General features: G+C 49.2%; 15 protein-coding genes and 6 tRNA genes. 11 read left to right on the forward strand and 10 right to left on the reverse strand.

The window, feature by feature from the left end:
- Position 1: 1 nt before the first annotated feature.
- Positions 2–3,226: a carbamoyl-phosphate synthase (glutamine-hydrolyzing) large subunit gene (carB, locus tag CIK95_RS08705; RefSeq protein WP_094466808.1), complete on the forward strand. Its 3,225-nt coding sequence runs from the start codon at positions 2–4 to the stop codon at positions 3,224–3,226.
- Between the two features lie 78 nt (positions 3,227–3,304).
- On the opposite strand, the gene CIK95_RS08710 is transcribed toward carB, so the two are convergent.
- Genes CIK95_RS08710 through CIK95_RS08720 form a run of 3 tightly spaced genes read right to left on the reverse strand, consistent with a single transcriptional unit; the run spans position 3,305 to position 5,719 of the window.
- On the reverse strand, positions 3,305–4,396 hold the full coding sequence (locus CIK95_RS08710; RefSeq protein WP_094466809.1) for a UDP-N-acetyl glucosamine 2-epimerase: 1,092 nt from the start codon (positions 4,394–4,396) through the stop codon (positions 3,305–3,307).
- A 7-nt stretch (positions 4,397–4,403) separates the two neighbouring features.
- A complete protein-coding gene (locus CIK95_RS08715) occupies positions 4,404–5,360 on the reverse strand; it encodes an SPFH domain-containing protein (RefSeq protein WP_094466810.1) in 957 nt (318 codons plus the stop codon).
- Positions 5,348–5,719, reverse strand: a complete 372-nt coding sequence (locus tag CIK95_RS08720) for an NfeD family protein (RefSeq protein ID WP_254045998.1) — start codon at positions 5,717–5,719, stop codon at positions 5,348–5,350. Before CIK95_RS08720 ends, CIK95_RS08715 begins: the two co-directional genes overlap by 13 nt.
- On the opposite strand from CIK95_RS08720, the gene CIK95_RS13470 reads away from it, so the two are divergent.
- The 7 genes from CIK95_RS13470 (at position 5,643) to CIK95_RS08750 (ending at position 15,883) form a co-directional block, all read left to right on the forward strand.
- Positions 5,643–5,867, forward strand: a complete 225-nt coding sequence (locus CIK95_RS13470) for a hypothetical protein (RefSeq protein WP_254046005.1) — start codon at positions 5,643–5,645, stop codon at positions 5,865–5,867. The genes CIK95_RS08720 and CIK95_RS13470 overlap by 77 nt on opposite strands.
- A 347-nt stretch (positions 5,868–6,214) precedes the next feature.
- The gene (locus CIK95_RS08725; RefSeq protein WP_022310969.1) at positions 6,215–7,087 is read left to right on the forward strand and encodes an RNA polymerase sigma factor RpoD/SigA; all 873 of its coding nucleotides are present in this window, start codon (positions 6,215–6,217) and stop codon (positions 7,085–7,087) included.
- 204 nt (positions 7,088–7,291) lie between these two features.
- Positions 7,292–9,280, forward strand: coding sequence for a DUF5686 family protein (locus CIK95_RS08730; RefSeq protein WP_144007789.1), 1,989 nt, complete (start codon positions 7,292–7,294; stop codon positions 9,278–9,280).
- Complete coding sequence (locus tag CIK95_RS08735; protein WP_094466812.1) at positions 9,274–12,441, forward strand: exodeoxyribonuclease V subunit beta; 3,168 nt, start codon at positions 9,274–9,276, stop codon at positions 12,439–12,441. The genes CIK95_RS08730 and CIK95_RS08735 overlap by 7 nt, the downstream gene beginning before the upstream one ends.
- Entirely contained in the window at positions 12,438–15,299 is a 2,862-nt protein-coding gene (locus CIK95_RS08740; RefSeq protein WP_094466813.1) for a PD-(D/E)XK nuclease family protein, read from the forward strand. The genes CIK95_RS08735 and CIK95_RS08740 overlap by 4 nt, the downstream gene beginning before the upstream one ends.
- 60 nt (positions 15,300–15,359) lie before the next feature.
- A tRNA-Ser gene (locus tag CIK95_RS08745) sits at positions 15,360–15,448 on the forward strand.
- A 201-nt stretch (positions 15,449–15,649) separates the two neighbouring features.
- Positions 15,650–15,883, forward strand: coding sequence for a hypothetical protein (locus tag CIK95_RS08750; RefSeq protein WP_094466814.1), 234 nt, complete (start codon positions 15,650–15,652; stop codon positions 15,881–15,883).
- A 29-nt stretch (positions 15,884–15,912) separates the two neighbouring features.
- On the opposite strand, the gene CIK95_RS08755 is transcribed toward CIK95_RS08750, so the two are convergent.
- Positions 15,913–15,989, reverse strand: a tRNA-Pro gene (locus CIK95_RS08755).
- 26 nt (positions 15,990–16,015) lie between these two features.
- Positions 16,016–16,089 (reverse strand) — tRNA-Pro (locus tag CIK95_RS08760).
- 245 nt (positions 16,090–16,334) lie between these two features.
- Between CIK95_RS08760 and CIK95_RS08765 the strand changes: the two genes are divergently transcribed.
- On the forward strand, positions 16,335–16,757 hold the full coding sequence (locus CIK95_RS08765) for an Hsp20/alpha crystallin family protein (protein WP_094387448.1): 423 nt from the start codon (positions 16,335–16,337) through the stop codon (positions 16,755–16,757).
- 55 nt (positions 16,758–16,812) lie between these two features.
- Here the strand turns inward: CIK95_RS08765 and CIK95_RS08770 are convergent, their stop codons facing one another.
- The 4 genes from CIK95_RS08770 to CIK95_RS08785 form a co-directional block, all read right to left on the reverse strand.
- Positions 16,813–18,057: an NAD(P)/FAD-dependent oxidoreductase gene (locus CIK95_RS08770; protein ID WP_094466815.1), complete on the reverse strand. Its 1,245-nt coding sequence runs from the start codon at positions 18,055–18,057 to the stop codon at positions 16,813–16,815.
- Positions 18,058–18,059: 2 nt separating this feature from the next.
- Positions 18,060–18,623: a sugar O-acetyltransferase gene (locus tag CIK95_RS08775; protein WP_094466816.1), complete on the reverse strand. Its 564-nt coding sequence runs from the start codon at positions 18,621–18,623 to the stop codon at positions 18,060–18,062.
- A gap of 89 nt (positions 18,624–18,712) precedes the next feature.
- Positions 18,713–18,783 (reverse strand) — tRNA-Gly (locus tag CIK95_RS08780).
- Positions 18,784–18,801: 18 nt separating this feature from the next.
- Positions 18,802–18,877 (reverse strand) — tRNA-Thr (locus CIK95_RS08785).
- Positions 18,878–19,058: 181 nt separating this feature from the next.
- On the opposite strand from CIK95_RS08785, the gene CIK95_RS08790 reads away from it, so the two are divergent.
- Together CIK95_RS08790 and yfcE are read left to right on the forward strand one after the other, a co-directional pair.
- Positions 19,059–19,141: transfer RNA gene (locus CIK95_RS08790), tRNA-Tyr, on the forward strand.
- 25 nt (positions 19,142–19,166) lie between these two features.
- Positions 19,167–19,706 carry a phosphodiesterase gene (gene yfcE / locus CIK95_RS08795; RefSeq protein WP_094421268.1) on the forward strand — a complete coding sequence of 180 codons (540 nt, stop codon included), beginning with the start codon at positions 19,167–19,169 and terminating at the stop codon, positions 19,704–19,706.
- Between the two features lie 109 nt (positions 19,707–19,815).
- Here yfcE and CIK95_RS08800 read toward each other — a convergent pair whose 3' ends face one another.
- Complete coding sequence (locus tag CIK95_RS08800; protein WP_094385430.1) at positions 19,816–21,204, reverse strand: threonine/serine exporter ThrE family protein; 1,389 nt, start codon at positions 21,202–21,204, stop codon at positions 19,816–19,818.
- Position 21,205: the final 1 nt, after the last annotated feature.

Here is a 21,205-nt window from a genome sequence, read left to right on the forward strand (position 1 = left end):
CATGAAAGATGAAAGTATAAAGAAAGTATTGCTGCTTGGTTCAGGCGCATTGAAAATCGGCGAAGCGGGAGAGTTTGACTATTCTGGTTCTCAGGCCCTCAAGGCTTTGCGCGAGGAGGGTGTAAAGACCGTGCTTATCAACCCCAACATTGCCACCGTGCAGACTTCCGAGGGAGTGGCCGACCAGATTTACTTCCTTCCCGTCCAGCCTTATTTCGTTGAGCGTGTCATTGAGAAGGAGCGCCCTGATGGTATCTTGCTCAGCTTCGGAGGCCAGACCGCGCTCAACTGTGGCGTGGAGCTTTATCAGAGCGGAGTGCTCAAGAAGTACAATGTCCGTGTGCTCGGAACCCCAGTCCAAGCCATTATGGATACCGAGGACCGCGAGCTTTTCGTAGAGAAACTCAATGAGATTAATGTCAAGACCATCAGCAGCGAAGCCTGCGAGAATATCGAGCAGGTGCGCAAAGCCGCTGCCACACTGGGTTACCCTGTGATTATACGTGCAGCCTATGCGTTGGGCGGACTCGGCAGTGGATTTGCCAACAACGAGGACGAGTTGAACAAGCTCTCCGAGAAAGCCTTCTCTTTTTCTCCCCAGGTGCTCGTCGAGAAGAGTCTGAAGGGATGGAAGGAGATAGAATATGAGGTGGTGCGCGACCGTTATGACAACTGTATCACCGTATGTAACATGGAGAACTTTGACCCGCTGGGCATCCACACTGGCGAGTCTATCGTTATAGCCCCTTCGCAGACGCTTACCAACAGCGAGTATCACAAACTGCGTGCGCTCTCTATCAAGATAATCCGTCACATCGGCATCGTGGGCGAATGTAATGTTCAGTACGCCTTCGACCCAGTGAGCGAGGATTATCGCGTGATTGAAGTCAATGCGCGTCTGAGCCGTTCTTCTGCATTGGCATCCAAAGCCACCGGCTATCCATTGGCTTTCGTTGCCGCCAAGTTGGGTATGGGCTACGGCCTCTTCGAGCTCAAGAACTCTGTGACCAAGACCACCAGCGCCTTCTTCGAACCAGCCCTCGACTATGTTGTGTGCAAGATTCCCCGCTGGGACCTCTCCAAGTTCCGCGGAGTGGACAAGGAGTTGGGCTCGAGCATGAAGTCGGTTGGAGAAGTTATGGCTATCGGGCGCAACTTCGAGGAAGCCATCCAGAAGGGTCTGCGCATGATAGGGCAGGGTATGCACGGCTTTGTAGAAAACAAGGAACTGGAAATACCTGATATCGATGCCGCCCTGAGAGAGCCCACCGACAAGCGAGTGTTTGTCATCTCCAAGGCCATGCACAAGGGTTATACCGTAGACCAGATACACGAACTTACCAAGATAGACAAGTGGTTCCTCGAGAAACTCAAGCACATCATAGACATCGACGAGCAGCTCAAGACCGTCAACGCCAATACGTTGGACAAGGAGTTGCTGCGCACAGCCAAGGTTTATGGATTTACTGATTTCCAGGTGGCCCGTGCCATCGGTCTGGAAGGCGAGATGGGCAATATGCACAAAGCCACAATGGTGGTTCGCCGTCTGCGCAAGAATTATGGCATTCTGCCTGTCGTGAAGCAGATAGATACGCTGGCTGCCGAATATCCCGCCCAGACCAATTACCTGTATGTCACCTATGCCGGTGTGACTTCAGATATACAGTTTACCAACGACAAGCGTTCGGTAATCGTCCTCGGTTCGGGAGCTTACCGCATTGGCAGCTCGGTAGAGTTTGACTGGTGTGGAGTGCAGGCGCTCAACACCATACGCAGAGAGGGCTACCGCTCAATTATGATTAACTACAACCCAGAGACCGTATCTACCGACTATGACATGTGTGACCGTCTCTACTTTGACGAGCTCACCTTCGAGCGTGTGCTTGACATCATCGAGATGGAGAATCCTCATGGCGTGGTGGTGTCTACCGGTGGACAGATTCCTAACAACCTTGCCATGTGGCTCGATGCCGAGAATGTGCCAATCCTGGGTACATCGGCTAAGGATATCGACAATGCCGAAGATCGTGCCAAGTTCTCTGCCATGCTCACTGAGCGTGGTATCAACCAGCCCGAATGGAGCGCACTTACCAGTATGGAGGATATCGGCAAGTTTGTCGACCGTGTAGGTTTCCCCGTACTCGTTCGTCCATCCTATGTACTGTCGGGAGCAGCCATGAATGTATGCTCCAATGAGGACGAGCTGAAGAAGTTCCTGCAGTTGGCGGCCAATGTGAGCGTTGACCATCCCGTGGTGGTGAGCAAGTTTATCGAGCATGCTAAGGAGATAGAGATGGACGCTGTCGCCAAGAACGGAGAGATACTGGCCTATGCCATCAGCGAGCATATCGAGTTTGCCGGTGTTCACTCTGGCGACGCCACCATCCAGTTCCCGCCCCAGAAGTTGTATGTTGAGACCGTGCGCCGTATCAAGCGCGTAAGCAAGGAGATAGCTGCGGCCCTCCATATCAACGGCCCGTTCAATATTCAGTTTATGGCGCGCGACAACGATATCCTCGTCATCGAGTGCAACCTGCGTGCTTCGCGTTCGTTCCCCTTCGTGAGCAAGGTGCTTAAGCTCAACCTTATCGAGCTTGCCACCAAGGTGATGCTGGGTCTGAACGTAGAGAAACCCAATAAGAATCTCTTCGACCTTGACTATGTGGGCATCAAGGCGAGCCAGTTCTCGTTCAACCGCTTGCAAAAGGCAGACCCTGTTTTGGGTGTCGATATGAGTTCTACCGGCGAGGTGGGCTGTCTGGGTGATGATACCAATCAGGCTCTGCTCAATGCCATGTTGAGCGTAGGCCACCGCATACCCAAGCACACTGTGCTGCTGTCTACCGGTGGTGCCAAGCAGAAGGCCGAGCTTCTCGATACGGCGCGCACGCTTATCAAGCATGGCTACGAGCTCTATGCGACTGGTGGTACGTCTCGCTATTTGGCCGAAAACGGCGTTGCCAACACTATGGTCTATTGGCCCTCTGACGAGGGCAAGCAGCCTCAGGCTCTCACGCTTATGCATGAGCGCAAGATAGACATGGTGGTCAACATCCCCAAGGACCTCACCCAGCACGAGCTTACCAACGGTTACAAGATTCGTCGCACTGCGATAGACCTCAATATCCCGCTGATTACCAACAGCCGTCTGGCAAGTGCCTTCATTCATGCTTTCTGCACTCTTAACCTCGATGATCTTGAAATCAAATCGTGGAGCGAGTATTGATAAGTAGGAAATAACTAAAAAAAAGTCTGAAACACATAATTCGTGTTTCAGACTTTTTTATTTTGCATCCTCCGTATTTTATTGACGGGCCATCAGGGTTTGCAGGATTCTCTCAGCACTTCTTCCGTCCCATCGCTCGGGTATGGAGTGCTGCTTCCATTTGCTGGCAGTCATGTCGGCAGTGTATTGTGCCAACAATTCGGCGTCTTCTCCCACCAGCACATTGGTACCGGTCTTCACGGTCTCTATATGTTCGGTATAGCTGTTGAGGGTGATACAGGGCACCATGTTGAATGTTGCTTCTTCAGCCACATTGCCACTGTCGGTAATGATACCCTTGGCATGGCTGGCCAGATAGCTGAAGTCGAGATAACCCATGGGGGCAGTTATCAGGAAGCGGGTGGAATCCTTGGGCAACAACTGCGTCACGGTGTCGGCAGCCTTGGTGTGCAGGGGGGCAATTATAGGTGTGTTGCCAGCCGCAGTGATGATGGCTTCGAGCATACGTTGCAGATTTTCGCGTGCGGCCATCAGGGCTTTGCGGTTGAGGGTGAACACAATGTACTCTCCATCCTTAATGCCTTGCTCTGCAAGTATCGGCGGACGGGTAAAACGTGCGTGGTTGTTGCGGATATTGTCTATCAGTATGTTGCCTACCATATACACTTTGGACAGCTCTGCGCCCTCGCGGTTGGCCACTGCGTTGTTGCTGATTCCAGCCGTAAACAGGATGTCGGATAGACCGTCTATGACCAGACGGTTTATCTCTTTGGGCATGGTGATGTCAAAACTTCTCGTGCCCGCTGCCAGGTGTGCAAGTATGAGTCCCTGCTTCTTGGTGACTATGGCTGCTGCCATGGTCGAGGCAAGGTCGTCTACCACGATAACGGCATCGGTCTTGTGGTGTTGCAGATAATCTTCAAACTTGGACATCACTTGTCCGGTGATTTCGTTGAGGTTTTCACTTACTACTCCCAGATAGCTGTCGGGAGGGGCAATCTGCAAATCAGTAAAGAGGGTAGGCTCGAGGGTCGCGTCGTCTGCACTGCCCGCGTAGACCAACTTGATGTCGATATCGGCACCGTTTTGGCGGGCATTGCGGCAAGCGTGCAGTATGGGCGCCACCTTGATGAAGTTAGGCCGGGCGCCTGCTACTATGCAAATGTTCATTTTCTAATTATTCTCCTTTAAATAGTTCTTTAATTCCTCCTATAGAGCCCATCAGATTAGTGGCTTCATAGGGCAAGAATACGGTCTTGGTCTTGTCGCCCTGAGCCACCTCGTTGAGCATCTGTATGTATTTCTGGGCAAGCAGATAGTTGGCAGGATTGGTACTCTTGCCCACTGCTTCAGTGATTTTTGCTATAGCGATAGCCTCGGCTTCAGCCTTGCGTATGCGTGCGGTAGCTTCACCCTCGGCCCTGAGTATAGCCTGCTGCTTGTCTGCCTCGGCACGATTAATGGTCGCGGCCTTGTCTCCTTCCGACTGCAGAATCTGCGACTGCTTGTCTCCCTCGCTGGTCAGGATGGCTGCTCGCTTGTTGCGCTCTGCCTGCATCTGCTTCTCCATGGCCTGGAGTACGCTCGAGGGAGGCGTGATGTCCTGAAGTTCTACGCGATTTACCTTGATACCCCACTTGTTGGTGGCATCGTCGAGCACACCTCTCAACTTGGTGTTGATAGTGTCACGCGAGGTGAGAGTCTGGTCAAGTTCCATCTCTCCGATAATATTACGCAGAGTGGTCTGGGTGAGCTTCTCGATAGCGTTTGGCAGATTGTTAATCTCATACACAGTCTTGAATGGGTCAACAATCTGGAAATAGAGCAGCGCATTGATTTGCATCTGTATATTGTCCTTGGTAATCACGTTCTGCTTGTCGAAATCGTACACCTGTTCACGCAAGTCTATCGCGCTCGAATAGAAATAATGACCACGTTGCTGGGTTACAACTACCTTGGCGCGGTCGATGAATGGGATGATGATGTTGACACCGGGCTTCAGCGTGGCGTAGTACTTGCCGAGGCGCTCGATGATGCGGGTTTCCGACTGAGGGATGATTACTACAGCCATCTTGACAAATACGATGGCGAGGGCCAGCAGGGCCGCCAGTGTGATGAATGTTATTCCTTCCATAATGTTACGTGGGGTTGGTTGTTGTTGTATGTAGATGTCTGAACTCTCTCAACGCTGATGATGATGCTTTCTCGGCCAATAACCTTTACTGTGGTGCCGACCTCGATAGTGGTGTCGTCTGGGCTTTGCGCTTTCCATTCGTCACCGTCTATCTTCACATAGCCATAGTCACCGGGACAGATGGCTTCTATCACTCTGCCTTCGCGCCCTATAAGCGCGTCGGAGTTGCTCAATCGCTCTTGCCGGTTATGAAGTTTTCGTAGAAGAGATGGTCGTACGAAGATGATACTCAGTACTGAACAGATTGCAAAAACAAGTATCTGCGTCCATAATGGGGCTTCGGTAAATGACACTATCATGGAGCAGAACGCGCCAAGGGCAAAACAGGTAAGGAAAAAGTCTCCTGACCCCAGTTCGATAATCAGGCATATTATGGCAATGGCTGTCCATATAGCCCAAAGATTGGATGCTAAATACGCTGTCATGGTTTATATCTTTATAGTATAGCCCAAAGTTAGTGAATTTTCACACTACAGCCAAGGTTTTACCGATTTTTTTAACAGTAAAAATCTCAAGAACCACACAGACAGTCTCGCTACTATGCGAAAGAAACGCCTCCAATATATAATAAGGTTTGGCGCCCCCAGACGTCAATCACCTAACCCCGTTATCAGTTTCTCTCATCCTATCAATTATGGAAAATGCCGCGACTTTAACGAAAATCGTGATTTTTAGAAAAAAGAGGGCAAAAAACTTTATAATATGCGAAAAAAGCAGTACCTTTGCATCGCTTTACGTATGTCCTGATACGAAAAAGTTGACTTTCAAGTGTTTAGGAAGTTTAATAAGACAAGATGAGACAATTAAAAATTCAAAAAAGTATTACCAATCGTTCGAGCGAAGCCTTAGACAAGTATTTGGTAGAGATCGGTCGTGCCCCATTGATATCCATTGACGAGGAAATCGAGCTTGCCCAAAAGATTAAAAAGGGTGGCCCCGAAGGTGAACGTGCTAAGGACAAATTGGTAACAGCTAATCTGCGATTCGTAGTGTCGGTTGCAAAACAATACCAACACCAAGGCCTTACACTCACCGACTTGATCGATGAGGGTAACATTGGTCTTATTAAGGCAGCCCAGAAGTTTGACGAGACCCGCGGCTTCAAGTTCATATCTTATGCTGTGTGGTGGATTCGCCAAAGCATTCTCCAGGCTATTGCCGAGCAGAGCCGCATTGTGCGCCTTCCCCTCAACCAGGTTGGTTCACTCAATAAAATCAACCATGAAATCAACAAGTTTGAGCAAGAGTTCCAGCGTCAGCCTTCGGTAGCCGAGCTTGCTGATGCAACTAATATTGAACCCGAAAAGATTGCTCAAAGCATGATGGCAGATGGTCACCACCTGAGTATCGACGCCCCGTTCCAGGACGGCGAGGACAACTGTATGCTTGATGTCATGGCCTCTGGTGACGACAGCCGTACAGACAAGGTTGTAGACCATGAAAGTATGGCTCAGGAGCTGAATCAGGTGCTGAGCAAGGTACTCAAGGAACGCGAAATCAAGATTATCAGATATTGCTTCGGTATCGGATGTCACGAGAAGGGACTCGAGGAAATTGGCGATGAACTCAAGCTCACCCGTGAGCGTGTGCGTCAGATTCGAGAGAAGAGTATTACCAAGCTAAGAGACAGCGGTAATGCCAAAATCTTGATGAAATATCTCGGTTGATACACCTTTATTATATATACATATATATACGACCTCTATCCCCATCTTCCAAAGATGGGGATTTTTTCTGCACGACTGTTAAAGTTTGATACAAGGTGCGTTTTTTTGTTCAGGCATCCCTGTCATTCCAAGTTTTTTGTGTAGATTTGCATTATGATGCAGAGAGCCAGGTGGACAATTACCATGATCTTCGTATTGCTGTCTATGAATACGATTGCACAAGATGAGGGCAGATTTGATGTCAGCCTGCTCAACCGTATATATGACTTTCCTAATAGTGTTGACACGACGGTCTTTCATGGGCTGGATATTTATACTTATCGCAAGCTCAAAATCAATGTGGTGCGCCGCAATCTCATCCTTTTCCCTATTCCCACCATGTATCGCATCGCCCATAGCAAGGCTCGCGACTACATTGAGGAGAACTTTTCTGTGTGTCATCTATACAATACCAAGGACTATACGATAGAAAGGTTGGCGCATACATCGACTATACCGCAACAGAAGGAGACCATGACGCGCCTACAGAAGTTTTTGACTCCCAAGTTCTATGAAGAAACTATCTTTGGCAACAGCATGCTCTCGCCCTTTCACCGCAACAACAGGGCTTACTATAGGTTCCAGTTCAAGATACTCCATGATAATCAAGTCGAAATCACGTTCTATCCAAAGGTAAAGAATACTCAACTGGTTACGGGAGGCGTCATTGTCGAATCAAAGACAGGTCGCATCAGATGGGGAAAAATCGCGGGAGAGTTTGACATGATTAACTTCACCCTCAAATTCGTCATGTCTGATGACAAACTGTCACCTGTCATTCCCCAACGCTGTGAGCTCAATGCCAAGTTTAAGTTTATGGGCAATATCGTTAAAGCGCAGAATACTGCAATCTATGGTATGCCTGCCCTCAATACGGATTCGGTTGGCTCGCTTACCATGCGCCAGTTGATGGATAGCATCAGACATGACACGCTTACAACCGAAGAGAATGCCATCTATACAAACTATTATGCTGCCTTGGCTCAGGACTCTACTGAGGCAAAAAACGTCAAGCGTAGTTGGGCCAAGCGTTTCTTCTGGGATGTACTGGGGGATAATCTCTTGAACAAAATAAGTTCCAACTATGGCAACGGCAACCAGGGACAGGTAAACATCAACCCGCTGTTCAACCCGCTGTACATGGGATATAGTGGCCGCAAGGGTTATTATTATAAATTTGACGTCCGCAACCTATACAATTTCTCCACGAACCACTATCTCTACACCAGACTTAAGGCTGGCTATTCTTTCAAGCAGCGCCAGCTGTATTTTACATTACCTATAGAATACCATTTTGACAAGCGGCATAACGGCTATGTAAAGTTGCAGTTGGGCAATGGCAACTGGATAAGCAACGGCATGCTGAAAGATGAGATGCTGGCTTCATTGCCAAGCAATACACCTTATAATGGTGAGCGTATTGATTACTTTCGAGACTTCCACCTTACCCTAGAGAGCAGCTATGACTGGTCGCGTCACATTACATTGCAGGTGGGAATGGTGGGGCATAAACGTACGGCGGTAGAGCGTCACACCTATCAGCAGGCGCATGTCCCTACGTCTTATACGTCTGTTGCGCCCAAGGTCGAGATTATCTGGAGGCCTACAGGGTGGAGAGGTCCAGCTGTCAATGTGGCATACGAACGCAGCATCCGCGGCTTTATGGACGCAGACCTTGCCTATGAGCGTGTGGAGTTTGACATACAGCAAATAGTGGCCTTCAATAGATTGAAGTTCCTGTCTTTCCGCGCAGGTTGTGGTTTCTATACACTCATCGACGGTACCAGGAACTTCTTGGACTACTCCAATTTCAGAGACAACAATATCCCTGACGGATGGTATGATGAGTGGACCGGTGAATTTACGCTCCTTCCCAGCCATTGGTATAACCTTTCGCGCTATTATGTTCGTACCAACGCCACTTACGAGACACCGCTGCTCGCCTTGAGCCACATTCCCTTGATTGGAAGATATATTGAGAAGGAACGCATATATACCAACATGCTCTTTGTGACCCATCTGCATCCTTATACGGAAGTGGGCTACGGATTTACCACCCGTTGGGTATCCACCGGAGTCTTCATGGCTCATCGCAATGGGCGTTTTGATGGTGTTGGCATTAAAATCGGATTAGAATTATTCAGACAATGGTAAACTCAATCAACCCACTTACGGTCTATAAAGCAAGCGCCGGTTCGGGAAAAACATTTACTCTCACCGTAGAATACATAAAGCTACTCATCCAGGATCCATCTTCTTTTCACAATATCCTTGCCGTTACATTTACCAACAAGGCCACCGAAGAGATGAAGATGCGCATTCTTAGCATGCTTTATGGCCTTTCCAGGCAGTTGCCTGAAGCCCAGAGTTATATGGACAACATTGTCCAGTCTACAGGCTTCGCCCCAGTCATGGTGGCTACCCAGGCAGGAGAGGCGCTTAGACTCCTGCTCCATAATTACAACTATTTCAGAGTCGAGACGATAGACAAGTTCTTCCAAAGCGTCTTACGCAATATGGCAAGTGAACTCGACCTCACAGCCAATCTGCACATAGGACTCAATGACGTGCAGGTGGAAGAACAGGCAGTTGACGAACTGATAGACGGGCTTAATGTCCACGACAAGGTCTTTGGCTGGATTATGCAATACGTCAAAGAGAACATATCCGAGGACAAGGGCTGGAATGTCATCAATCTCATCAAACGCTTTGGAAGGAATATTTTCCGCGATATCTATAGAGACAACAGCAAGAAACTCAATGAAGCACTCGCCACGGATAACTTCTTTGATGATTATACGCGCATACTGAAGGAAATGCGTGACCATGCAGAAGACCACTTCAAGCACTATGCCGCCACATTCATGGACATGCTTGAAGAGAACGGCCTCCAAACCACCGACTTCAGCAATGGCAACAAGGGAGTGTGTAGCTATTTCATCAAGATGGGCAATGGCAAGTATGGCGATGCTGATGTCCTCACCAACACCGTCAAGGCCGCGATGGAAGATGCAGATAAATGGGTAAAGAAAGCCGAGCGGACTCCAGACAATCCCAAGTACAAGCTGGTGTGCGAGACGCTGCTGCCTTATCTTCAGGAGACCGAGCGTATGCGTCAGGTTCAATCGCGCCTGTATGTTTCTGCCAATCTTACATTGCGCCACCTTAACCAGTTAAGGCTGTTGGAGAATATCGAGAAAACCATTCGCGAGATGAACAGTGACGCCAACAGATTTCTGTTGAGCGACACGCAGCATCTGCTCAACGGTATGATTCAGGACTGCGATTCGCCATTTATCTTTGAAAAGATTGGCACCAGACTGAAGCATATCATGATAGACGAGTTCCAAGATACGAGCACCATACAATGGAAGAACTTCAAAATACTGCTCATGGACTGCATGAGCAATGAAGATACACAAAATCTCATTGTCGGCGACGTCAAGCAAAGCATCTATCGCTGGCGCTCGGGTGACTGGAAGCTCCTCAACAATATCGAAAGCGAATTTCCAGACCAGAGTCAGTCCGTCACAGTCAAATCTCTGGTCACCAACTACCGTTCTGACTACAATATCATTACTTTCAACAATGTCTTTTTCTCATTGGCCACACAGTACGAAGCCCGGTCATTGGATGGGAGCAATGAGGTAGACCAACTGATACAAGCCTATGCAGATGTCGAGCAGAAGCCTCACAACACCCAGGAAAGAGGTAGGGTAGAGATGACCCTGATGCCAAGCACCGAGTATGGAGAACAAATCATGGAGAAAATCCATAGCATGATTACGACCATCTTGGAACAAGGTCATGCACCCAGTAGCATCGCTATCTTGTGTCGAAGCAAGTCAACCATTCAAGAGATAGCCCGCTTTTTCGGGGAGAACTATCCCTCGGTACCGCTTATATCCGATGAAGCGTTCCGCCTTGACGCCTCCGTTGCCGTCAATACCTTAATCAGTGCTTTGCGTTATGTTTCCAATCCAGAGAGTTGCATCGACCGAGCTTATCTTAAGCAGGTGGGAATACTCGCTCCAGTAGAACGCACACGCGAACAGTTGCTTACCATGCCGCTTTACGACATGGTGCAGACCATCTATGCCATGCTCGATGAAGACATCTGCTGCAACCAGAGCGCATATATCTTCGCCTTCTTCGACCAGCTGGCCAAGTATCTCAAAGACAACATGTCCGACATTGACGACTTCCTCAACGAATGGGACAACACGCTCCACGAGAAAGCCATCCAGAGCAGTATGGACAATGGCATCAGACTGTTGACCATCCATAAGAGCAAGGGATTGGAGTACGACCATATTATCATTCCTGCCTGTGATTGGAAACTTGAACAGAGCAACTCTACCTTATGGTGTACGCCCAAGGTAGACCCCTTCAGCCGGATGCCGCTTGTACCTATAGATTTTTCCAAGAAAGGAATGGTAAATTCTATTTACGAAGCCGACTATTATTATGAGCATCTGCAGAATGTAGTGGACAATCTCAACCTGCTCTATGTTGCCTTCACCCGTGCCAAGAGCAGCCTCTACATATTGGGCAAACGCGGCACGCAGGCTATGCGTTCGGGCCTGCTCGAAGGCATTTGGGATGACCTGGCCCAAGCCCTCAACACGACTTATACGGGCAACCTTGACGACAAGACCGATACCCTCCATCTGGAGTTCGGCACATTTCCAGCAGCCCAAAGCAAGCCCACTCGTACACAGCAACCTACCGAGGAGCGCAATGTATTCCGCAAGACTTCCGAACCTATGGATATGCCAGTCATCAAGGCCTACAAGTCTGTGGCGACTTTCCGCCAGAGCAATCAGAGCATCGAATTCACTCACGACAATGAGGGCGACAATCATAATCAGTACATCAAGTTGGGCAATGTGCTGCACAAGGTCTTCTCGACGATACGTACGTCGGCCGATATAGACAAGGCCCTGCAGCAGCTGGAAAATGATGGCATCCTCTACGACAACGAGGTCAAGCGGGAACAGCTCGTCGGCATGTTGCGCAAGCGACTTGATGACGACCGGGTGAGCGAATGGTTCTCTCCCCGTTGGACCGTGCTCAACGAGTGTTCGCTGCTGTTCTACGACAGAGAGCTGCAGAAATCGCGCCTGTTGCGTCCCGACCGAGTGATAACCGACGGCGAAGAATATATCGTCATCGACTTCAAATTCGGAACCCCCAAAGAAGAATACCACACCCAAGTCAGAGAGTATATGCGTCTGCTCAGCGAGATGGGGCATAGCCGTGTGAAAGGCTACTTGTGGTTTGTGTACAGTAATAAGATAGAAGAGGTAAAATGAATAGCACTTTTTTAGAAGCAGTAGCCAAAGACCTGTTACAGAAATATGGCAGTAACCTGTCACGAATAGCCGTTGTGTTTCCTAACAAGCGTGCTTCGCTCTTTATGAACGAATATCTGGCACGGCTGTCAGACGGTCCGTTGTGGAGTCCATGCTATACCACCATCAGCGATTTGTTCAGAGAGAAGTCAGAGTTGATGGTTTCCGACCCTATCAAGCTGGTCTGCGACCTCTATCGTTCCTATACGGAAATCACCGGTAAGGATGAGACGCTCGACCGTTTCTACGGATGGGGCCAATTGCTGCTTGCCGACTTTGATGATATCGACAAGAACATGGCCGATGCCCATAAGGTTTTTGCCAACCTTAGAGACATCCACGAATTGGACGACATAGACTACCTCTCACCAGAGCAGAAGAATATACTCAAGTCTTTCTTCCACAATTTCGCCGACAACCATCTCTCCAAGCTCAAAGAGCGATTCCTTTCTCTTTGGTGCAATCTCGAAGAAATTTACCGTGACTTCAACCAGCGTCTCGCCGCGCAGGGGTTGGCTTACGAGGGCGCGCTGTATCGCAGTGTGGTGGAAGCCCAGGTCGACTATGAGTTCGACAAATATGTGTTCGTGGGATTCAATATGTTACAACAGGTCGAGCAGCGGCTCTTCCTCACGCTTAAAGCGCAGGGTAAGGCATGCTTCTATTGGGATTTCGACCACTATTATCTCGCCAACAACGAGGCGGGGCATTACATCAACGGCTATCTGACTCAGTTCCCCAACGAGCTGAGTATAGATGACGACACATATTACAACAACTTCAGCAAGCCCAAGGACATCACCTACATCTCATCCATGACTGAGAGTGCGCAGGCTCACTATATCAGTCAGTGGATAAGGGAAAACCATCGTATCGAAGCCGGCGCCAAGACCGCCATCGTGTTGTGCGACGAGTCGCTGCTCCAGACCGTGCTGCACTGTCTGCCCGAAGAGGTCAAGAGCATCAACATCACGACCGGATATCCCCTGTCACAGTCGCCGGTGGCTTCGTTTGTCCAGATACTGCTGCGCCTGCAGACCTATGGGCACCTCAAGAACACAGACAAGTATCGTCTGCGCGATGTAGCCAAGATACTCAAGCACCCTTATGGCCGATACATTTCCGACAGTTGTCTTGACCTGTACAAGGATTTGCAGAAATTCAACCGCTATTACCCCACGCGCTCCCAGCTGGCTCTCGATCAGGGATTGCAGCTTTTGTTTACCGACATCGACACGCTGGGCGACTGCCATAACCAGAACATTGCCCAATGGCTGACAGCCATGCTTCAGTACGTGGGCCGCAAGGCAAGCCAGGTCAACGACCCGCTTACCCAGGAGTCCATCTTCCGCATGTACACCATCATCAATCGTCTCGAAGGACTCATTGCCTCGGGCGACCTGCAGGTCGACAAGATTACCTTTGAACGCCTGATAGCCCAACTGATACAGAGCACGACGATTCCGTTCAGAGGCGAGCCGATAGAGGGCATTCAGATTATGGGCGTGCTGGAAACCAGAAACCTGGACTTCGACCACCTGCTCGTGCTGTCAGCCTCCGACAACAATATGCCTAAGGGTGTCAACGACTCTTCATTCATTCCCTATTCTATACGCAAGGCCTACGGGCTTACTACTATCGACCACAAGGTTGCCATCTATGCCTACTACTTTTACCGGCTTCTGCAGCGGTCGCAGGATATCACTTTGACCTACAACAAGGCTACGGAGGACGGCCAGACGGGAGAGATGAGCAGATTTATGTTGCAGATGATGGTCGAAAGTGGCCACGACATACACCACGGCATACTCACCCCAGACCAGTCGGTCAAGCAGGCGCTGTCTGGCAGTGTCATCAAGACGCCCGATTTGATGAACAAGCTCCACCAGTTGACCCAGCTCTCGCCGACAGCCATCAACCGTTACTTTTATTGCCCGCTTACCTTTTATTACAATGTAGTCGAGGGGTTGAAAGAACCCGATGAGACGGATGAAGAGATGAAGGACAGCCGCGTCTTCGGTCTTATCTTCCACCGCAGTGCCGAACTCATCTATCAGCGACTCATGCAGAAGAGCGAGGTGATAAAGCAGGCTGACATCGACGACTTGCTCAATCACCGGGAGGTCATCGAGATGATTGTAGACCAGGCGTTCAAGGAAGAACTCTTCAAGGTCAAAGACAATTCTTATACTCCCGAGTACAACGGATTGCAACTCATCAACCGAGGTGTGGTCATCAGCTATCTGCGCAAGATGCTCGACATCGACAGCCGTCTTACGCCGTTCCGCATCTTGGGATTGGAGAACAAGGTCGAGACAACTGTCAAATTCGACTCTACCGATGGCGAACGCGAAATCAAGGTACTCGGCTTCATCGACCGTCTGGACGAGATTACAGATAATGACCAGCAGCAGCGCATTCGCGTTATCGATTACAAGACGGGAATGCCAGCCCGGAAGAAGGTAGAGGAGATAGCCGAGTTGTTCAGCGATGCCGACATCCACGCCAAACACACCAATTATTATCTGCAGGCTCTGCTCTACGCGTTGATTGTGAGCCACAGCCAGGAGCTCAACCAAAGCGAGCTTGCAGTCAGCCCGGCACTTATGTTCATCCAGAACATGAGCGACGAGCAGTACGACCCCACGCTCAAGCTGGGTGACTCACTTATGGTCAGGGCTACAGATTACGAGGATGAGTTTATGGACGGACTCAGGCTGACTCTGCGTGAAATCTATGATGCCGACATCCCCTTTGAACCCACAAAAGACCAGAAAAGATGTGCCAATTGCATATATAGCAATCTTTGCAAAAGATGAAAAAAATACCAGCAATTCCTTGGTTATATTCGAAATTAATATTACTTTTGCAGCGGTTAAGGAAGATTGGCAGAGTGACCGAATGCGCTGGACTCGAAATCCGGTATACCCTTTTCCGGGTATCGGGGGTTTGAATCCCTCATCTTCCGCAAAGCGATGGAAATGATAAAGGCTCCAAGTAACAACTTGGGGCTTTTTTCATAGCCATAACCTTAATCGTCGGCAGCAGCCCGACACGAGTCACACGTTTTTCCATACCGTTTCCCGCTGATTAAGTCATCACTATAATCTTTAGACATGGCACATGTTTCACACCATTGTAGTCCATATACACCGAGTCCAACTATAAAATGGATGCAAAGCGCGAAATGGGTAATTCAAACTTTGAAATCATAATTGCAAAGTACGAAACCACTGTTTCAAACCCAGAAATCAGAAAAAAGATGATGGCGGACGGTTTGGATATGGGCTGGTTATCAATTGGACTGATGGGGCAACGGATATCGGGGCAGGTTGGGGGAGTGGTGTTGATAGGCGTGGCGATAGAGCCGAGAGGTATAGACACGAAAAAAGCATCATACTGAACCCATCGGTATTCGTATGATGCTTGCTGTGGTCGGGGCGACAGGATTCGAACCTGCGACCACCTGGTCCCAAACCAGGAGCGCTACCGGGCTGCGCTACACCCCGCACAAGGAAATGAGTGAAGATAATAGTCGGGGCGACAGGATTCGAACCTGCGACCACCTGGTCCCAAACCAGGAGCGCTACCGGGCTGCGCTACACCCCGCTTTATCTGATTCTCATTTTTGCGACTGCAAAGGTACGCATTAATTTTCTAATATCCATATAATTTCCCATATTTTTCATGACAAAATGTGCCATTTTAGGTTTTGAATGACCGATTTGGCAGCATTATGCGTCATTTTGTCAGTCGCAGAGCTGTGGGAATGTTTTTTGCAAAAATGATAGTGACAGACGGTAATCGTCTGGATGACTATAAATGAATATAAACTAATAATGGAGGAAAATATTATGATGTACCCAACACGTAACAACTGGTTAGACTCTGCTTTTGATGAGTTCTTTGACAACAATGGTATGCTGCGCACCAACACTACAGCGCCTGCTGTAAACGTAAAGGTCAATGCATTGGAATATACTATGGAGATTGCCGCACCGGGCATCAAGAAGGAATATTGCCGGATAAGCCTTAACAAGGATAACAATCTTGTTGTAAACATCGAGAACAAGATGGAGCACAAGCAGGAAGAGCGTAATGAGCACTACCTGCGTCGCGAGTTCTCTTACGGCAACTACGAGCAAGCCTACATCCTGCCCGAAGATGTAGACCGTGAGAAGATTTCAGCCAAGGTCGAAGACGGCATACTGACAATAGTTCTGCCCAAGTTCAACAAGGAAGATGTCAAGGTAGAACGTCAAATCAAAATCGGATAATCTGAAACAAAAATAGATGGGGGATGCAGCTCACAGCTGCATCCCCTGTTTCGTTTTAGGCCTTACCGATATTCATGCCCACAACATAGCCCATGGTCCATGCCGCCTGGAGGTTAAAACCTCCGGTGATGCCATCGACATCGGTCACTTCGCCTGCGAAAAACAGGTGTGTGCAGTGCTTGCTCTCCAAGGTATTGAGGTTGAGTTCGCCCAAGGCTACGCCGCCACAGGTGACAAACTCGTCCTTGAATTTGCCCTTGCCGGCGATGGCATACTGGTCATTGGTAAGCGTGTCTATCAACTTGTTAATCATCTTCTTGCCCAGTTCTCCCATACGCCGGTCGGCGGGGCATCCACACTTCTCCAGAATGTATGTCCACAGCCGAGATGTAAGGTTGAACGGGTGTAAATTGCCCGCCATCTTATTCGCGTTGCTGGCTATAAACATATAGAACTCCTGCTCGACCTCAGGATGATGCGTGCGGTTAATCCAGTTGACCGCCAAAGTGGAGTGATAATCGGCATCGTGAAGAAAGCGGGCGGCATAGGATGACAGTTTCAGCACGGCAGGTCCGCTCACGCCCCAATGGGTGATAAGCAACGGTCCTTCGGCTTTGAACTTGGTGGAAGGAATAGAGACTGTGACAGGATTGACCACGGTTCCCATCATGCTCTGCAGTCTGCGGTCATTGATGGTCAGCGTGAAAAGCGAGGCTACTGGCGATTCCAGTTTACGTACCACCGGTGACAAAAACTCCAAGCCCTTCATTTGAGGTGAGCCGCCAGTCGTTACAGCCACGCGGTCATAATGTTGCTTCTGCGTAGCGCCTGCCTGCCCGCATGTAGAGGTAATGCACAGCTTCCCGTCGGGCGTTTGCTCTATGCTCGTGATGGTGCATCCGAGTCTGAACTTCACTCCCAACTGTCGAGCGGTAGAGATGAGGCAGTCTATGATGGACTGCGAGTCTTGCGACTGCGGAAAAACGCAGTTGTCCTCTTGTGTTACAAGGGGCACGCCATGGTCTTCAAACCACTGATAGACATCATCGTAATCGAAAGTGTTGAACAAACGCTTTATAAGCTTATGCCCGCGTGGATAGGCATTGCTCAAGTCGGCAATATCTGCAAACGAATTGGTAAGATTGCATCTTCCGCCACCGGTAATTGCCACCTTGGCCAGCAGCTTGTTGTTCTTCTCAAAGATGCAGACATCTGTGTCAGGATAATAGTGCTTGGCGGTAATGGCAGCAAACAATCCGGCTGCGCCTCCGCCGACGATGGCGATATGCAGAGTAGGCATGGTCAGGTGCGGTCTATATGTTTGATGACTTTGCAGGGGTTGCCTACGGCAATACTGTTGGCTGGAATGTCATGGGTAACCACCGAGCCGGCTCCTATGGTGCAGTTGTCGCCAATGGTGACGCCAGGCAGAATAGTCACGCTACCGCCTATCCAGACCGAGTTGCCGATGGTGATGGGGCGCGCCCATTCCACTCCTTTGTTTCGCTCTTCGGGATTGGTGGGGTGGCAAGCCGTGTATAGGCTCACATTGGGGCCGATGAAGACATGGTCGCCTATCTTGACAGGGGCTTCGTCGAGAATGGTAAGGTTGAAGTTGGAAAAGAAGAAGTCGCCCACCTCGATATTGCGGCCATAATCGCAATAGAAGGGCTGGTTGACGATGGGCCTGACACCACACTTGCCGAGCAGGGCTCTGATGGCTTTTTCCTTGTTTGTATAATCGGAAGGTCTGATTTGGTTATACTGCCATACCAAGTCCTTGACCCTGTTCAATTCGTTGATGAGTTCCGGGGCGAGAGCGTCATACACCTCTCCGCTCACCATCTTTTGCCACGAATCTGTCATAAATGTGTCGCTGTATGCTATGAAACGATGTGTAAATAAACAAAAAATGCTCTGCATCATCATGATTACAGAACATCTCTACATATTTGAGCGGAATACGGGAATCGAACCCGCCTCCCAGGCTTGGGAAGCCCGTGCACTACCGATGTGCTAATTCCGCTTATACTTACTCCTGAAATGGAGCCGATACCGGGACTCGAACCCGGGACCCACGCATTACGAATGCGTTGCTCTACCAACTGAGCCATATCGGCAATTTCGCTTGCAAAGATAAGCGTTTTTTCCGTAATATCAAAATAAAGGGGAATAAAAAGTTTGAGCCATACCCGATTAATCATCCCAGCCACCGCGCAGACAATATTTGTGGCAAAAAAGTTGGTCAAACCTTTGGCAGTGTCGGCTAAAATGTATACCTTTGCACTCGCAATTGAGCAAGGGTGGTTACCAGAGTGGCCAAATGGGGCAGACTGTAAATCTGCTGGCTTTCGCCTTCGGTGGTTCGAATCCATCACCACCCACATCTTTTACCAAATATTTATTAGAATGAAATATTTGATTGTTTCCGATATCCACGGTTGTTTTCCCACTTTACAACAAGTTTTGTCTTATTATGATTCCGCAAGTTGCGATATGTTGCTCATCTTGGGCGATATCCTCAATTACGGTCCTCGCAATGGTTTGCCCGAAGGGTTGAACCCAAAACTTATAGCCGAGACGCTGAACGCAATGGCAGACAAGATAGTAGCCATACGTGGAAACTGTGACTCGGAGGTAGACCAGATGCTGCTCGATTTCCCCATCATGGCAGATTATGCTCTGGTGGTCGACAATGGGCGCAGGCTGCTGCTCACCCATGGCCATAAATATAATAAGGAGAACATGTTGCCTGGCAAATATGACGTCGTGTTCAGTGGGCATACGCATCTGTGGACTCTGGAGAATGAAGAAGGCACTGTATTCTGCAATACCGGTTCTATCACATTCCCCAAAGGAGGCAACGTGCCAACATTCGCCATCTACGAAGATGGAGTGGTCGAAATACACCATCTCAATGGCGAATTGCTGAAAAGCATTGGTTTATAAAAATACCGGATAGATAAAAAGGGTGCATCAATATGTAATTGATACACCCTCAAATGATATAATATGGAGTGAATTAATGTCGGCGTCCTGTCACAGGTGGCCGACATTTTTATTTGTCAGCCATCTGATTTTTGCGGATGAGCAGCAGCTCCATCAGCTTCTGCTCCCGCTTGGGATTAATCATCCGTCTGAAGAATATATTGGGTATGGCCACACCAATAGCGATAAACAGGATAATCAGCGATGCGTGGATGGCATTGTTCATCGCCACGGTGACTTCGCCTATAACTCCATGCATATTGATGAAGGCAAACAGGGCTCTGTACATCAGCACTCCAGGAATCATAGGTATGACACTGGGTATGCTCAGGCACTGGTGGGGAGTGTGCAGGCGACGTACCATGAAGCAGCAGATGATACTAATCACTGCAGACCCGACAAAGGAGCCTACGATGAGGCCCATATCCAATCCGACGTTGCCTGAACTGGCTCCAAGATTGACAAAATTGCGGGTGCAGACAGCTACTATACCTCCAAGGGCTACAAAGAGCATCATGTGGCGAGGTACATTGAATATCATGGAGAAACCGATAGCCGAGATAGCAGCAGCCAGCATGTATTCATCATAGGTGTGATGGGGAATCATGGACAAGTCGTGGACAAAATTGTCGATGCCACAAAACTGGATGGCAAAGGCTATGCCGAAAGCCATGGCAAAAAGCATAAGCAGCGTGTTGGTGGCTCGGGTGATACCCACCTGGGTAAAGCCTGAAAGCATGTCGCTTACGAAATTGATGAGCGGTACGCCGGGAACAATGAACAAGGCGCAGGCCAAAAGCGGATGCCATGGGGTGGAGGACTCCAAGAAGGAAATGCCAGACCGGGTGGAAATCAAGGCGAAGAGCCATGCCAACAGCGTGGATACAAAAGCTGCCAAGCCGATGTTGAAATATCCATTGGAGCCCTTGGAATTGAGGAACATACGCAGACGCAAGCCCAATATGGCTGCAATGGAGGCATAGAAGAATGCCGTCCAGTCGCAACCAAACTGGATGCAGAAGCCGCCGCACGCCAGTCCTCCTCCGATGGCTACCTGCCAAGGGGTGTAATTGCGCTTGCGCTGGTGTATCTCTGTAAGCTGTCGCTCGTATTCCTCCAAAGTCAGGTTCTTACGAATAGAGTCCCAGGAGAGATGGCTAACCTCTCGGATGGCATCCAGATTGACGCCATGCTTGTCTACTCGCTGGAACTTGGTGTAAGACTTTTCGACATCACTAAGGTTGACCATCAGCATATTGTAATTGACGTAAATATGCAGATTCTCGATGGGGATGCAGAGATACATAGCCACTCGCTTCATCGTGCGGATGATGCGGCTGGTGTCGGCTGCATTTTCAACGAGAATACAGCCGGTACGTAACAGCAAATCCAATTTGTGGTGAACCAAACGCTCGTCATCCGTTACGGGATGGGTGATAAGTGAAGATGTTTCAACCATG

Origin of the sequence: Prevotella sp. P5-108, assembly GCF_002251385.1 — a bacterium.
GTDB lineage: Bacteria > Bacteroidota > Bacteroidia > Bacteroidales > Bacteroidaceae > Prevotella.

Coding starts and splice junctions, on each gene's coding strand:
- carB (WP_094466808.1), top strand. CDS start 2: ATGAAAGATGAAAGTATAAAGAAAGTATTGCTGCTTGGTTCAGGCGCA.
- CIK95_RS08710 (WP_094466809.1), bottom strand. CDS start 4,396: ATGAACATTTGCATAGTAGCAGGCGCCCGGCCTAACTTCATCAAGGTG.
- CIK95_RS08715 (WP_094466810.1), bottom strand. CDS start 5,360: ATGGAAGGAATAACATTCATCACACTGGCGGCCCTGCTGGCCCTCGCC.
- CIK95_RS13470 (WP_254046005.1), top strand. CDS start 5,643: ATGATACTCAGTACTGAACAGATTGCAAAAACAAGTATCTGCGTCCAT.
- CIK95_RS08720 (WP_254045998.1), bottom strand. CDS start 5,719: ATGATAGTGTCATTTACCGAAGCCCCATTATGGACGCAGATACTTGTT.
- CIK95_RS08725 (WP_022310969.1), top strand. CDS start 6,215: ATGAGACAATTAAAAATTCAAAAAAGTATTACCAATCGTTCGAGCGAA.
- CIK95_RS08730 (WP_144007789.1), top strand. CDS start 7,292: ATGAATACGATTGCACAAGATGAGGGCAGATTTGATGTCAGCCTGCTC.
- CIK95_RS08735 (WP_094466812.1), top strand. CDS start 9,274: ATGGTAAACTCAATCAACCCACTTACGGTCTATAAAGCAAGCGCCGGT.
- CIK95_RS08740 (WP_094466813.1), top strand. CDS start 12,438: ATGAATAGCACTTTTTTAGAAGCAGTAGCCAAAGACCTGTTACAGAAA.
- CIK95_RS08750 (WP_094466814.1), top strand. CDS start 15,650: ATGGATGCAAAGCGCGAAATGGGTAATTCAAACTTTGAAATCATAATT.
- CIK95_RS08765 (WP_094387448.1), top strand. CDS start 16,335: ATGATGTACCCAACACGTAACAACTGGTTAGACTCTGCTTTTGATGAG.
- CIK95_RS08770 (WP_094466815.1), bottom strand. CDS start 18,057: ATGCCTACTCTGCATATCGCCATCGTCGGCGGAGGCGCAGCCGGATTG.
- CIK95_RS08775 (WP_094466816.1), bottom strand. CDS start 18,623: ATGACAGATTCGTGGCAAAAGATGGTGAGCGGAGAGGTGTATGACGCT.
- yfcE (WP_094421268.1), top strand. CDS start 19,167: ATGAAATATTTGATTGTTTCCGATATCCACGGTTGTTTTCCCACTTTA.
- CIK95_RS08800 (WP_094385430.1), bottom strand. CDS start 21,204: ATGGTTGAAACATCTTCACTTATCACCCATCCCGTAACGGATGACGAG.